This is a genomic window from Allobaculum fili, from assembly GCF_020969955.1.
GTDB lineage: Bacteria > Bacillota_I > Bacilli_A > Erysipelotrichales > Erysipelotrichaceae > Allobaculum > Allobaculum fili.
Genome location: NZ_JAHDSX010000004.1, coordinates 76,713 through 92,704, shown reverse-complemented (window position 1 = coordinate 92,704; position 15,992 = coordinate 76,713). Strand labels below are relative to the sequence as shown.

The window sequence follows — 15,992 nt, the reverse complement described above, 5'->3', positions numbered from 1 at the left end:
CTTTGGAGAAATCGATACCGAGATCGATTGCAGGGATGATTGATTCCATGAAAAAGCCTCCTTGAATAAAGGAATTATCCCAAGGAGGCGGTCGAGAAAATACCCGTCTTTTATTTGACGCTTACAGATGAGCGAATTTGAATTATGCACCGTAAATCGAATCGAGCAGCGCTTCGAGCTGATCGAGTTCCACTTCGGATTTTTCTCCGGTTTTGCGGATGACGTATTCGGCTTTGCCGTCCTTAACGCCTTTACCGAACGTGATACGGTGCGGAATGCCGATCAGTTCCATATCCTTGAACTTAACGCCGGCACGCTCACTGCGGTCATCGAGGAGAACATCGTAGCCTTTGGAACGAGCATAGTCGTAGAGCTTGAGCGCCTGCGCTTTCTGTTCTTCGTCTTTCATGGAAACGATAACGAGCGCTACCCGGAACGGAGCAAGTTCATCCGGCCAGATCAGGCCGTATTCGTCATTGTGCTGATCCGCAACCGCTGCCATGCAGCGTTCCAGACCGATACCGTACGATCCCATCCATACTGGTCTGAGCTGGTTGTTCTGGTCGGAATAGTACAGATCCATCGCCTTGGAATACTTCTCACCCAGTTTGAACAGGTTGCCGACTTCGATACCGTGCTCAAATGTCAGTTTATGACCGCATTTCGGGCAGAGGTCGCCTTCACGAACCTGTGTCAGATCCGCTACCGCCGTCGGTGTGAACTGGGAAAGGTTGACGTTTTTGAAGTGGTAGTCGTCTTCGTTGGCGCCGACGATGAAGTTTTTGTAATGGGCAACCTGACGATCCATGTAAATCGGCAGGTTCAGGCCGACAGGACCTGCAAAGCCGATGCGTGCCCCGGTAGCTGCCTTAACTTCTTCCGGAGTAGCCAGATTCAGTTCGATCGCGCCAAGAAGCTTGCCGGCTTTGGTCTCATTCAGTTCGCGGTCGCCCGGGAGAACGAAAGCAACCAGATTGCCGTCTGCGTTGTAAATGAGCGTTTTAATGAAGTCTTCCGGTCTCTTGCCCAGGAATGTGCTGACTTCTTCGATCGTACCCGCATTCGGGGTATAGATCTTTTCCATTTCGAGCTCTTCAGCCGGATCGTCTTCCATCGTATCGATGACTTCGGTAATTTCTTCGTTGCTGGAGAAATCGCAGCTTTCGCATCCGACAACAATATCTTCGCCGATGCTGGAAATCGCCTGATATTCTTCCGAAAGCAGACCGCCCATCAGACCGGTATCGGCCTTAACGATTTTGTAGTTCAGATCCAGACGGTCGAAAATTTTGCAGTAGGCGTCGTACATATTGGCATAAGAAACGTCCAGACCTTCGAGATCCTTATCGAACGAATAGGCGTCCTTCATGATAAACTCACGCACACGGATCAGACCGTAGCGCGGTCTGGTTTCATCGCGGTATTTGGTCTGGATCTGGTACAGGTTGTACGGGAAATCTTTCCAGGACTTGCCGTCCATCGCTGCGCACATCGCAAACAGTTCTTCATGCGTAGGACCAAGCACGTATTTTTTGTCATAACGGTCTTTCAGGGCAAACATGTTCGCGCCAAATGCCTCGCGGCGTCCGCTGGAAACATAAACGTCCTCCGGGATCAGCGCCGGCATGAGCAGTTCCTGCGCGCCATGGCTGTCCATCTCTTCACGGACTACATTTTCAATTTTGGCAAGAACGCGTTTTCCCATCGGCAGAATAATATAGATACCATTGGAAAGTTTCTTGATCATCCCTGCGCGGGCGAGAAGATTGGACGATACGGAATCTTCATCTTTCACGTTTTCACGCAGAGTAAAGAAATAGCTGTTGGATAATTTCATATTTGTTCAGGATCTTTTCAGGCAGACTTTCCTTTCTTCTAATGCGATCCTGAAATCGTCTGCCTGTTCAGTCTATCGAAATTTGCTCGTCCTGTGCGGGTGCGGGCTGCATTTTTTCATAAACCGGTTTAAAATCGAATCTTTCTTAGCCTCTGACTCTTCAAAAAAGAAAAGAGAAAGAGCCAAAAAACCGAAAGCGGCCTGATCTTTTCCTTTATGAAAAGACGAACAAAGGATTTATCAAATTATAAAAAGAATCGAGCACATTACCCCCGCAGGGGATTTGGCTTGGCGCAGCTGCCGTCTTTGGCTTCCGTTTCCGGTTTGTCCGGCATCGATAAGCGCTGCTTGCGAATCATGCTTCCCGGTCTGGCGGGCTGATTCCAGCGAATTCGTACGATTTCCATCGGGTGGGAACATACGGACTTGGGCAGACCGTCGAGCGTCTGGATTTCGTCAATCGTCTGCGGATACGGAGCGATTCCCGGTCCAAACAGTTCGACCGGCGTTCCGGCTTCGAAATGGTTTTTGACCTGAATTTTCATCCAGCCATCTCTTGGCTCTTCCAGAACGTAGCCAATGTATTCCTGGGTGACCGATTCATCGTGTCTTCGATACAGCTGTACGTTCTGATCGGGCAGTCCATTATAAAAGCCTGGACCCGCCGGACGATTTTCCGCCCGGGCCAGTTCCGCGGAAATCTCGGCTAAAAATTCCTGCGTAATCGTCTGTCCGCTTTCGATGGCATCGATCAGGCGGCGATACGCCCCGACCACCACGGCTAGGTAGTAATCCGACTTCATGCGTCCTTCGATTTTGAGCGAAGCGACGCCCGCATGAATCAGGCGTTCAATATATTTTGCTGCCTGCAAATCCCGGCTCGACATCGAATACGGGGTTTCGTCGCGGCTGATTTTTTCATTCTGTTCGTCAAAGAGTTCGTATTTCCACCGACAGCTCTGCGCGCAGCCGCCGCGGTTGGCATCGCGGTCCGTCATATGATTGGATAGCACGCAGCGCCCGGAATAGGAAATGCACATGCCGCCGTGAATGAAAACTTCAATCGGCATAATGTCCTGCGCACAAATCGCCTCGATACTGTCCAGATTCGTTTCGCGTCCTAAGACAACACGTTCAACGCCCTGTCTTTTCCAGAAGCGAACGGCAGCCGAATTGAGAATGGAGCGCTGCGTGGAAATGTGCACTTCAAACTGGCGGCCGTCCATGTGGAGCGCGTGCGTAATGATCGTAGGCGAAGCGCTGATGATCGCGTCAATTCCCGCGTCGTTTAACGCACGCAAATAGTCGTCCAGTCCCTGCAGATCGTCCGGATGCGGAATGATATTGACCGTGACATGCACTTTCGAATGGTGATCGTGGGCAAACGTACAGAGCTCGGCGATCTGGTCCAGAGAAAAGTTCGAAGCCCTGGAGCGCAGAGAAAACGACTGGCCGCCGATATAGACCGCGTTGGCTCCATAAAGGATTGCGGTTTTTGCTTTCGAAAGATTGCCGGCCGGAGCAAGCAGTTCAACGTGTTCCATGGCTTTTCTCCTTTCGAATTAATGACGAGCTTTTCCAAATCGTACTGGAAATCGCCTCTTTCTGCTTGGGACTCAGAGCATCCGTTCCTTCAGTCAGCAGCGTTCGATACGCCTTAAGCATGTCGAGTCCCCAGGTGTTGCCCATGAGCAGACAGTCAATGCGATAGCGCTGCAGTCCGGCTTCCCGCAAAGGAAGCAGATATTCGCCCGCCTGGAACACTTCATCGGAAAGAACATGAGTTCCCAGATGATCCTGCCAAACCGGCATGCGTCCGTGACGGTTCATTTCCCGAAGGGTATACAGACGGCCCTCCTGAAAGTCTTCAGGCTTTTCGATCTGATGGAGATAATTGGAGAGCAGTCCTCTTCGGCTTTCCATCCAGGAATAATGGCCGGCACAAAGCAGTTCGCAGCTTGGACACGTTTTTACGCAGGCAATCAGTTCCGCTTCACTTAGTTCATGCGAAAGCGACTGCGCTTGTGTTCCCTGTCTGGCAAAGAAACTGGCGTCTTCCCCGCTGCAAAGCAGCGTTTCCGGCTGAACAATCAGAAGAGAAAGCGTTTCTGGATTGTACGCGTACGCAATTTCCAGCCAGCCGTCATCCGCGACATACAGGCCGTCGACACCCATCTTCGCCAGCTGTCCAAACGCCTCTGTGCAGGCTTGCAGTCTGGGCTGCTCGATCATGGCTAAGAGGTTGATATACACCTGAATTCCCGCTTCATGCATGCGCCTGACCAGCGCGGGGAGCTGATTCCAATCCGTTACGGCTCGCGTACGGGCGCAAAAGGGTTCTATGCCAAGAACGATCGCATCGGGTCTGGCTTCGATTATGGTCTCCAGATCTTCCAGACTGTCCAGAGCAAGAATGAACATACGGACTCCTCCATTTCCTTTCCATTATAATTACTGACTTCAGCCTGTCCAATTTCACAGACCGGCCGCTTTTCCATCCCTGTACCCCGACCCGTCCGAGTCTGGTCGTACTGGCACATTCCAATATTTATTCATCTGGGATTGTCTTGTCTTTGCCTCAGTCGCCTGACGGATCGGGCAGCGACAGTCTGACTGCGAACCCGTTTTTCGAAAGCCTTTTCAACCTTTTGTACTTTTCCTGAACAGATCTGGCTACAATGATAGACGGATAGAAAAAGGAAGGAGCTGCATGCTCATGATTAAACTGCTTGAAAAACGTCCGGACGGAATCTGTCTGTACGAAATGGAAAACGATCAGCTGCGCGTTCTCGTTACCAGCTATGGCGTAACGCTGATTGAGATCGACATGAAAGACGAAAACCAGAAGAAGACGAATGTCATTCTGGGTTACGAAACGATCGATGACTATATGGCAAAATCCGGCACCTATTTTGGTGCGCTGGTCGGCCGTGTCTGCAATCGTCTGGCCAACGGCGAATACACGCTCAACGGCAAGCACTACCATGCTGCCGTTAATAACGGTCCCAACTCCCTGCATGGCGGTCTGGAAGGATTTTCCTACAAAAACTTCGATTCAAAAATCGAAGGCGACAAGCTGATCTTCACCTACGTTTCCAAAGACGGCGAAGAAGGCTATCCCGGAACGCTCACGCTCCACTGCACGCTCGAACTTGTCGACAATACTCTGCGTATTTCCTACGATGCCAAGTCCGATGCCGATACGCTGCTCAACCTCACCCAGCACACCTACTTCAACCTCAACGGCATGGAGGAAGATGCGGGCGATCATTTGATGAAAATTTCGGCCATTCGTCATGGTCTCGTCGATCCGGATGGCCTTTGCATGGGCAAGTTCCGGGAAGTGGAAGGCACACCGCTCGATTTCCGCGACTTTGCACCCGTGAAACAGGGCTTTGATCAGAGCGACTGGAACGTGAAAAACGCCAACGGCATCGACCACCATTTTGTTCTCGAAACCGGATCCCCGGCTCTGATCCTCACCGATCCGAAATCCGGACGAACCGTAGAAGTCGAAACGACTCTGCCGGGCGTTCAGGTCTACTCCGCCAACTACGTGGAAAATCACCCGGGCCGCGACGGCAAAACTTATAACCAGCACTGGGGCGTAGCGGTCGAACCGCAGATGCTCCCCGACTCCATTCACAATCAGGAACATCCCGATGTCATCCTCAAAAAGGATGAACCGTTCCACGAAGAAATTTTGTATCGTTTCTATACGAAATAATGATTTCCTGCCAAAAAGACAGCCGGCTTCCCGCAAGGGAAACCGGCTGTCTTCATTTGGGGCTGAATCGTCGCTTAATTCTTGTTTCTAAGCAGGATTTTAATCGGCTCCGGCTTACTTTTTCTTTCGGCGGGCCTTGAACAGACGACGGCGCTTTGCCTTCTCCTTGGCAATCGAAGGCTCATGTTTCACCGGTCCTTCTTCTGCTTTTGTTTCCGGCTGGGAAGGCTCTTTCACCGAATCGACATCTTTTGCGGAATCGGCTTTCTCATCTGCTGCGGCAGGAACCGCATCTTCTTCGGACTCGACTTTACCAGAAGTCTCATCTGCTGAAGCTTCGTCGGACTTCTCTTCTTTCGCATCCATTTTCTCTGTCGATTGAGCGGACGTGTCTTCGTCCGTTTTCGATTCGTTCGGATTGGATGCAGGCGTTGCTGCCGTCTCTTCAGCATTCTGTTCCTCGCTGGGTTCTTCGAGGATTTTCTGGGCGATCTGCAGCACGTCAAACGTCAGTTCCTCTTGCGGATCGGCTTCGAGCGGGGAGGGCTGATCTTCATCATTCGTCTTTTCCAGAGTCAGATCGACCAGAACGGATTCGGTTTCCGTCTTTTTGGAACTGCTTGTATCCATCTCAGCCGTTTCGACCTTTGTCTCATCGGTTTCTTTCACTTCTTCTTTGCTCAAGATCTGCGTACTGATCTGCTCTTCAGGCGTCGTCGTATCGTCCAGTGTTCCTTCTTCTTCGATTTCAGACGAATCCGAAGACGCACTCGGTGTTTCTTCTTCGATTTTCTGAAGATCGCTTTGACGATCCGGGAGGTCGCCAAACGTAATCATGAAGTTGACCATACGATACTTCGAGGCGCTCAGGCGATCGCGCGGATCGGTCGGCGTCATCCAGGAATCGATGCCGCCCACGCCCATATGTTCGGAAGCAATCCGGACATACGTACCGGTGGAGAATCCAAGTTCTTCCTGGTGATCGGCTTCTTCGAGCTGTTCAAACGAATACGGCAATACCGAAACTTCCAGCGGCTGTGCGATCCGGCTGAAGCGGATCTTTTCGTCGTGGTCGAACAGAGTCAGATCCCGCACGCCGGTACGGTTTCCAGTTTCCTGCGGACGAAGATAGGGCTGTACGTTGTTGGACGCCGTATCTTCAAAAACATCCAGACGGGCACCGACCGAACGGTCACAGTAGTTTTCCATCGACCCGTAGCCGTAATACTGGAAATGATCCGCAGCTTTCGGCAGTTTGAATTCCATGCCAAAGACCGGCAGATCCGGCAAATAGCGGCTTGGCGACATTTCCAGTTTCACGCCAAGAATGCCTGGCGCGCTGACCAGATACGTCAGGGTGCACTTGTTATTGTTGAGCGGATACGGCAGGCCGATTTCATACGTGATCTGCGCATAGCCCAGTTCTTCGTCAATCTGGATTTCCCGGCTGATGGCTCTCGAAAAGAGCGATGCACTGTACCAGATCGCCGATCCCTGATCGAAGTCGCTGCCGCGGTCATTATCGGTCCAGGCGTGAGCGAATACGGGTCGAGGCATGGCCTGCAGCCATTCCTGATCGCCGCTTTTCATGGATACAAGTCCCTTCTGGCTGAACAGGAAGCGGACGTTTTCGAATTCCGCACCGAAGTATTCTTTGCCCTGCACAAACTTCATGCCTTTGCCAAGCAGCGTGGAATGGCGGAGTCCAGACAGAACGTGCTGTCCAAACGAGACTTCATGACCGGCTTTGGCCCAGGGCTGATCGTTCTTCAAAATGGCGGAAACGGTCAGTACGCTTTCTCCCTGATACTGTTCCCAGTTCAGCGGGATATGGCGATGTCGGCCCGGTTCGATCCGGACTTCAAATTCGGTCTGTCCGACAATCTGATCGCGGACTTTCTGGGTCGCGATAAAGCGGTAGCCGTTTGTGTTTTCAAAGAGATTGTTATTGAGAATATCGACGCCGGTTTCGTTAGGAACAATGCGAATCGGGGCGTACAGCGCTTTGACTTCCTGCATTTTGGCAGAAGGGGTATGGTCCGCAAACAAAATGCCGTTGCCGCTGAAGCTGCCGTTGTTGGGAAAATCGCCAAAGTCGCCGCCATACCCAATCATCGAAACCCCGTTCTTTTCGGTCGGCATAGCCTGATCGGCAAAGTCCCAGATAAAACCGCCCTGATACTGGCGGTACGTCTCGAGCTGGGCATAGCGGAACATGCCGCCCAGAGAGTTGCCCATCGCGTGCACGTATTCGCAAAGAATGACCGGTTTCTCCGGCTTGGAAAGCAGGATCGATTCAATTTCTGCCGGTGACGCGTACATGCGGCTGATGATATCGGTGCAACCGCTGTAATCCTCATTGCGGAAGCAGCTCTCATAATGAACCGGACGATCCGGATCGGCCAGACGCAGCCAGGCGGCTTCTTCAAGCAGATTGTCGCCGTACCAGCTTTCGTTGCCTAAAGACCAGATCAGGATGGACGGATGGTTTTTGTCCCGCTCGTACATCGCCTGCGCGCGTTCGAGAACCGGCTTGCGCCATTCGGGCGAATCGCCGGGCAGCGGATTGGTCGGCTCTTCCGTAAAGCCAGCCTGCCACGTCCCGTGCGTTTCCAGATTGGCTTCATCCATCACGTACAGACCGTACTGATCCGCCAGATCGTACAGAGCGTCCTGATTCGGATAGTGCGAAGTCCGGATGGCATTGATGTTGTTCTGCTTCATCAAAATCAGATCCGCTTCGATTTCTTCGGGAGTCTGAACGCGGCCTTTGCCATAGGAAAACTCATGCCGGTTTACGCCATGAAGCATCAGACGCTTTCCGTTTAAAAGCATGATGCCGTCCTTAATTTCGATGGAGCGGATGCCGACGTTCTGATGAATCGTTTCGGCGATCTGACCATCGGCATCGAGTACATCGATTTCAAGGGTATACAGATCCGGCCGTTCTGCGGACCAGGGATGGAAATCATCGAGCGTCAGCTTAATGGAACGCGATTCAACGGTCTGCGAAAACATGAGCGATCCAGCGGGATCGAAAAGACGCAGAGCGAAGCTTTGCGCGTCGTGATCCGCAATCTGTACAAGAATGGAGGCCGTGCTGTCGGTATCGGAAATGCGGGTGCGTACGGAAAGATCTTCCACATACGCCGACCCATGTCCCTGAAGTTCTACATTGCGGAAAATGCCTCCAAAGCGGAAAAAGTCCTGATCTTCCAGCCACGATCCGCTCGAAAACTGGAAGACGAGAACCGCCAGACGGTTCCCCTTCTCTTTTAAAAGCGAGGTAACGTCAAAAGCGGACGGTGTAAACGAATCCGTCGAATAGCCGACAAATTCCCCGTTCAGCCACACGTAAAAGGCGCTTTCCACGCCATGAAAAACGAGATCCACCTGCTCTCTGGCCAGCGTTTCATCCAGATCAAAGTCCAGAACATAGCGCATGTGCGGATTGCGGGACCAGACTTTTCCATACGGTACCTCTTCCTGTCCATCCCATGGGTAGGCAGTATTGGTGTACTGATTTTTTCCATAGCCCTGCGTCTGAAAATGGGCCGGCACGAGGACATCGTCAAAATCCGAAACATCCGTCGAATTCAAAACGAAACTTTCCGAAAGCGTGGGCGAAACATCCTGTTCTTCACTGTAGGCGCCTTTCCAGACACCGTTTAAAGACTGAATGGCCGTATGTTCAGGAATGGAACGCTTGAGCGAAGCGTGCGGCGGTTTTCGGTTGACCTGGGTCACATTTGGGGTTTCCAGCCATTTTATGGAAACGTTCATAACTAAGCTTTTCTCCTTATCCAAAGCGGCTCTGCCCTTGCATTGTGCATCGGAAGACGAAGTATTTCATAAATCCGGAACGATAATGAATTCAAGGAATCCTTTTAAGTCCAGTCTTTCCGCATAAAACCGATCCAGACAGAGCAGTTTATATCACATGTAAGCTTCGGGCATCGTTCGACCGTTCTGATTTTTCTCGTTGGGTCCGTTCGAAACGATCGTAAGAACTCCAAGAACAGAAGCAGCTGTCAGGCTGATCGCGATTTGCACAAAGCTTTCATGATTTTTGCCTGTGTATGTTTATTTTATTACATACAGAGACAATGTCGATGTCCAGCCCTGTGGGGCAGCCGGCTTTTCCCGTTTCCCTGATTCCGGATGTACGGTCTTTGTCGTTCCATTCAAAAAAGCGGCAGTCCCGTCTGGGGCTGCCGCCATTTATAAAGCCTGAATTGGATTTTCGAAGCGCTTCGATGAAATCCGGTTAGTTCAGTTAGGCAAGTTTTTCTGCACTTGGTTTGATGCGGGCATTGAGCAGAGCCTGGTTGAGCTTGAGAGCAATGCTGTTGACTACAGCCTGGCTTCTCGGGCTTTCAATCATTTCTTCGGCCTCGGCAATGGCATCCTCCAGTGCAGTCCATGCTGCGTTCTGGACGTAATCTTCGGCATTGAGAGCCTTAGCGGTATCGACAGCCAGTTTCAGCTGTGTGGTATCCACATCGTCCGCCTTGAAGGCTTCTGCTGCATAGAAGTTGATTTCTGCCATGGATGCATAGGAATCGAGCTGGTCACCGCCGGACTTGAGGACTTTCACTTCAACATAGCGTGCATTTATGCTCGAGAAGGTCATTGTCTTCCATCCGCGGTCGGTCAGCTGTTTTGCACCGTGTTCAAATGTCCAGGTACCGACCGAAGTCAGGTTGTCTTTGTCATTTCCAGCAAGGAGTTCCACTTCGAACATGTCGCCGTTGTAGCGTCCTACGCGCGGCAGGAACGATACGTCCGTCAGATCATAGGACTTGCCCAGATCGTAGAGTACGTACTGCGGCATGCCGCTTGCGGTCGACCAGTTGGAATGCCAGTAGGTCGACTCATCCTTATCGAGGGAAGCGTCGAATGTACCTAAGCCGTCACCTTCCATTTCATCGTTGCACTGGGAAGAACCGCTGTCTACGACTACGCCTTCATCGCCGGTGTAGTTGATCAGATGGGACTTCATCGGTGCACGATACTGCAGAGAACTCAGAACGTTAAGCAGTTCAACGGTCGCATAGTCGACTGTATCCTGCGAATTGGAAGCGAGAGCGTCTTTTGCTTTTTTAATAGCCGCTTCCAGATCCGGTTTGGAAGAATCCAGAACGATGCCGTCTGCCAGTGTCTTTTCGGCACGGGCGATGGCTGCGTTCAGCTCAGTAAGATCAATGAAGTTTCCAACTTCTACTTCGTACGACGCTGTCTTAGCTGGGTCGGTTGCGGAAGCCACAGTAATGGTCGCTTTACCCGCTTTCTTACCGATAACATACCAGGTAACGTCGCCGCCATCCTGTACGCAGTCAACTGCAGCTACATCTTCGTCAGAAGAGGAAACGGTGAATACGCCGGAAGCCTGCGACGGAGTAACCGTTGCGTTCACTTCACTGATGGAACCGAGGTTCAGCTGTTTTTTGTTCGTGGAATCGGCTGTAATCGATTCAACCGCGATTGCACCCGGCTGGGTGATGTAGAACTCGCAGAGCGTAAGGGTTCCGTTGGTCGGATCCGCATCACTCGCCGTTGCACTGCCGCTTTCTTCAACGGTGAAATCGATGTTTGTAACGTTTACGTTTTTCTTAGCATCCGGGATAGTGAAGGTGTATTCCGTCGATGGCTGATCGTAATTGCCGCCGGAATAGGTTTCCTTCGATCCGTCCGCAAAGGTGATTTTTGCACTGACTTTACGTACTTTACCATTTGAGGTAAGCGCGCCAGCCGTCACGCGGAAGCTCTTGAGCGGAGCCGGTTCTTTTAAGCCCATATGGATGGTCACTGGAACTTTATGGGTATTTACATCCCATGCAGATCCATCCGTTTTCCATGTGAACTCAAAGTCGCGGCCGTCCGAGCCGTTAAAGAGTCCGTCGAAGTTTTCCTGCTGGATAAGAGTCTGTACGTTTGTACCGTCATCCGTTGGCAGGGCTTCGTTGGTGATCGTCATGTTCAGATCCGAACGTGCGAGCACTTTATCCTGCGGAGCAGGAACGGAATCTGGATCAAATCCATGCTCGTAGGTGCGATCGATGCAGGAACCGGTCGGGCCGATCACCATTGTGTTCTGCGCCAGGTTGATATCCGCACTGGTGCCGGCTTTCTTCGCCTTCAGCTGGAAGGCAGCCACTACACGGGTACCGGAATAGAGGGCTTTATCTCCTCGGTTAGCGAAGGCCACGTTGACTGTACCGTGCTTGTCAGTATACGTTCTTACACGGCTGAGGTCTTCCATATCGCCAAGGAACGGTGAACCGGTTACACCGGATGTTCCGCCTGGAACGAGGGCTTCAAACGTGTCCGTGCTGTAATTGAAGAGAGCACCCAGAGCATTGGCATTCTGGATATTGTTGCCGTAAAGCGAAACGGTAACGATATCTCCTGCATTGAAGGTCGTCTTGTCGGCCATGAAGAACAGGTTGCCGGACGGTTCGCCTGCCTTGGTCGTTCCGCCATCGAGTGCCTTCATGGTGAAAGAGTAATCGTATACGTCGTAAATGTTGTTGTTGTTCAGGTCCGCATGATGCGCTGCGATCTGACTGTCGAATGTCGAAGTGTCTGGTTCGGATTTCTGGAGACCCAGATAGTTCTTCATGTTCGAGTAGTCTGCATCGCTGACTTCTGCACGCTGCAGGTTGCTTCCTAATGCCCAGCCGTTGGTTCCGTCTTTCTTATTGATGCGGATTTCGCTGGCAGAGAAGAAATTGCCTACCGAAGCTCTTGGAATCAGACGGACATAACGTGCTGCGGAATTGCTGGCCGTTTTCAGGTCAACAACTTTTGTCTCGGCACTGCGTTCCCAGTTCTGGCGCTCCAGATCGGTCCAGTGTACGCCATCCAGAGAGAGGGCGATATCCATGGACGTTACGGTACCGTTGCCGCGGTCGTCACGCGGATAGTATTCGATCGAATCGAGATCATAGATCAGACCAAGATCTACGGTCATGCTTTCGCCGATGGCTTTTCCGCCGGAGTGGAAGCCGCCGTCGCCGGACTGATAAATGTGGTCAAAGGCAAGTTCTGGATCGTGGTTGCCGTAAATATCGCCAGTCCAGGTAATGCTTTCTGGTGTCGGGGTATTTCTCCACGGGTCATCCAGAGTAGAAACGGTGAGTTCACTGGACCAGTTGGAATAGCCGTCTGCCGTTCTGGTTCTGGCCTTGAACGTAAACGCGGTATTGAATGGCTGATCGCTGAGTTTCAGTTTTGGTTTTTCTGTGTGGTAGATCTGGCTGCCGACCATTACGTCATAACCAGTTGCGCCGTCTACTGCCGGCCAGGAAAGTTCGATCGAAGAAGAAGTAATTTTATCTTCTGCCGGAGCACTCAGAACTGGAGCCGGGATCGACTCAACGAGAACATCCTTGCCGGATGCCTGCGTATTTTCGAAACCGTTGATGGTTGCGGTCTGCGCGTTTTTGTTTACATCCGTTTTCGCAAACTTCACGTAAACTTTCGGTGCATTGATGATATGCATATTCGCAAAGTCTTCATCACCAGCGTATTTGTTCATTTCTGGCTCTGCATCGTAGAACCAGCCGGATTCGTTTTCGCCAAGCTTTTCAAACGCATCAAGCGAAGCGACTTCATTTCCTGCCGCACCGTTGATCTGAACGGATGTCGGCTTCTTGGATACGTTCACAACAAACTTGGTCTGGCGGTTGGAATCGTAGCCTTCGTATGTACCCTTGCTGGCTTCAGCGGTTAATACTGCCTTATCGCCGTTTACAGCGGAAGTAAAGTGCGTTTCGACATGATCGCCGTAGTTGATGGAGTTGATCGTGCCGTAGTCATCATCTTCTGTAATGGTCGAGTTGGCGGTCATGCCGTCATCTTCGTACAAGGTGTAGTCTGTTGTTCCCTGCGGATAGAATTCAACAATACGTTTTGTCTTGTCGAGACCATCCGGGTTGTCTTCGGAAATGGCTACCGGGTTGTTGTTTTCTTCGTACATTGGAATAATGCTTCCGCCGCGAACGAAGAGCGGGAGTTTCCAGAGCGGTGCGTCAAAGTTGGAAATGATCTGGCCGCCTTTGTACTGTTCGCCGGTGAAGTAGTCGATCCAGGTATCGTTTTCGTCGCCTGGCAGGAAGATGTCGTTACGAACGTCATTTCCGGTTTCTTCATCCATCTCGGTATCCTGATAAACTGGAGCAACGAGGAACGCGTCGCCAAACAGATACTGATACTGTGTTGCTTTGGAAGCGGCATAGTCGGAATCATCCGCGAGCATCATGGCACGGATCATTGGCAGACCCTGGTCATTGTTGCCGGTGCCGTCCTTGCCAAATTCAATGTTGGCAGCCGAAGCGGCAGATGTATAAATGTATGGCATCAGCTGAGCTTTCAGCTTGAGGTACATTCTGGAGATGCCGGTATACGGATCGCCATGGGTGTATGGAGATTTAACATAGGAGCCCCAGCCGTCCATGTCCAGCATAGTCGTGGTGAACGTCTTCCACTGGTAGTCACGAGTAGCGATAATTGGTGCACCGCCGAAAATACCGTCCATATCGGATCCAATGTTCGGGTTTCCGGAGAGGGACTGACCAATATATGTCGGAATGTGGAAACGGATGTATTCCCAGTTTCCGCCGTACTGGTCGCCGGTCCAGATTGCACCGTAACGCTGTGTTCCGGCCCAGCCGTCTAGGGTAACAATGTTTGGACGAGTGGAAACGTCGCCCGTTACGATATCGTAAGCGGTTTTGATGCCGTTCAGACCGAAGGTATAGCCCGAACCTACCCAGGCTACGTCGGTTTTAAGCGTAGTAATACCGCCTGTGTTTACCTCGCCCCTGAAGTCACGAACGAGCTGCTGTTTTTCGGAAGCGATTGGAGACAGGTTGGACTGTGTCCAGAGACCGGTCGATACGCCATGTGCATTGGCATATTCGGTGAAATCGTGCAGGTTCTGCAGGTTGGCATCCAGAGAAGCCTGTCGTTCGGCTTCTGTTCCGCCTGACTGATCGTAACCATTCTGGCCATAGCCGCATCCATAACCATCGTTTGGCAGGAACCAGCCAAATGGCATATCGTTAGCTTGATAACGGTCGATAACCGCACGAGCTGAATACTCACGCGGCGCATCCGCTGCTTTGAATTTGTCTGCATTGACGGTCGGTTTTACGCCGTTCAGAGATTCCGCATGAGTTCCTTCTGGCAAAATGTATCCGGATGCCATACCGTTTTCATAAAGCGTAGTTCCCGCAGAAGTTGAAGGTTCGCTGCCTTTGATTGTCCATCCTTTACTGCCGGTTGTATCCCAGGAGTCACGGTTGTAACAGTTCAGATGGCCCAGATAGAACGCATATTCTGGAAGCAGAACCGGATTGCCGGTAACTTTGAAGTAATCCTGCAGCAGGTCTTTGGACACCTGTGCCTTTTCATCGGCGCCAGATACGAAATAGTAGGCGTCGAATTCCCGCTCTTCATGCTGAGCGGAAACGGTGCCGTCGGTAGTTTTACCAAAATCATACGTACCTGGTTTGAAGGTGTTGCGCAGCACACCGTAACCGTTTGTGGACCAGTAGAACGGGTTTGGCGAAGCGACGCCCCCATCGGTCCAGTTGTTCGTATTGGAAATGGAGATCGATTCGCCGGTATGAACGAAACGTCCGTTCTGGGTACCGCCGCCATAGAAATCTTCGCCTTCATTGGAGACGAGTTTCTGCGCGGTTCCGCTTGGCGAAAGGATAAGCGGTTCCTTTTCCTGCATAACCGTCTTATCGCCGGATTTGACGGTCATTTTGCCGTCGGTTTTTGAAAATTCAATTTTCGTAGTGCCGCAGGAAATGGTGAATTTAGCATCATCTTCTGCAATCGAAGCGGCTGGATGCGTATACGTACCCGATTCATCCGGCTGTGCCTGGATTTTGGCAGTGCCGCTATCCGTTGCATACTTCGAGAACTGCTTGGTTGGGTCGATGTTGTAACGGAAGATGCTTTCTTCGAGAAATGTAATCCGCCCTTGATTGCCATCCGCGAAGGTAACGTTAATCACGTTGTCTTTCGAACCCTTTTCAACTTTGGAAATTGCGTTGGAATTCACTTCTTCAGCCTGAATCGTCACCGGCATAGCGGTAACAACCGTTCCTAAAGAAGTCGCAGCAGAAAGTGCAGCCAGCGCAAATCTTTTATGGAATTTCACAGAATCCTTCCTTTCTTAGGTTTGTTTTCCGTCATAATTTGCCCGAATCCGGAAAACTGAAAGCGGTCTGAGACCTACGACTATTTTAAACAATAGTTAAAACGGAAAAAAGCGCTTTCACAAAAAGTGTAAAATGTATTGAATCGGTAAGGATTTTTATTAATTTTTACAAATAGTGCAAATGTTCGTGTCTATTTATCCTGCACATACGTTCAGCGACTGGTATACAAATTCATCTTTTTACAGTCTTT

The 15,992-nt window shown here is 51.1% G+C and carries 6 protein-coding genes; 1 reads left to right on the top strand and 5 read right to left on the bottom strand.

Going from position 1 to position 15,992, the window contains the following annotated elements:
• Window positions 1-142: 142 nt before the first annotated feature.
• The 3 genes from Afil_RS02050 to Afil_RS02040 all read right to left on the bottom strand — a co-directional run bounded on the left by Afil_RS02050 (window position 143) and on the right by Afil_RS02040 (window position 4,258).
• Window positions 143-1,837 carry a proline--tRNA ligase gene (locus Afil_RS02050; RefSeq protein ID WP_230266862.1) on the bottom strand — a complete coding sequence of 565 codons (1,695 nt, stop codon included), beginning with the start codon at window positions 1,835-1,837 and terminating at the stop codon, window positions 143-145.
• Between the two features lie 266 nt (window positions 1,838-2,103).
• On the bottom strand, window positions 2,104-3,381 hold the full coding sequence (locus Afil_RS02045) for a peptidase U32 family protein (protein WP_230266861.1): 1,278 nt from the start codon (window positions 3,379-3,381) through the stop codon (window positions 2,104-2,106).
• Entirely contained in the window at window positions 3,368-4,258 is an 891-nt protein-coding gene (locus tag Afil_RS02040; RefSeq protein ID WP_230266860.1) for a U32 family peptidase, read from the bottom strand. Before Afil_RS02040 ends, Afil_RS02045 begins: the two co-directional genes overlap by 14 nt.
• A gap of 295 nt (window positions 4,259-4,553) precedes the next feature.
• Between Afil_RS02040 and Afil_RS02035 the strand changes: the two genes are divergently transcribed.
• Window positions 4,554-5,564, top strand: coding sequence for an aldose epimerase family protein (locus Afil_RS02035; RefSeq protein WP_230266859.1), 1,011 nt, complete (start codon window positions 4,554-4,556; stop codon window positions 5,562-5,564).
• A gap of 114 nt (window positions 5,565-5,678) precedes the next feature.
• Here Afil_RS02035 and lacZ read toward each other — a convergent pair whose 3' ends face one another.
• A complete protein-coding gene (lacZ, locus tag Afil_RS02030; protein WP_230266858.1) occupies window positions 5,679-9,347 on the bottom strand; it encodes a beta-galactosidase, LacZ type in 3,669 nt (1,222 codons plus the stop codon).
• Between the two features lie 493 nt (window positions 9,348-9,840).
• Window positions 9,841-15,741: a discoidin domain-containing protein gene (locus Afil_RS02025; protein WP_230266857.1), complete on the bottom strand. Its 5,901-nt coding sequence runs from the start codon at window positions 15,739-15,741 to the stop codon at window positions 9,841-9,843.
• Window positions 15,742-15,992: the final 251 nt, after the last annotated feature.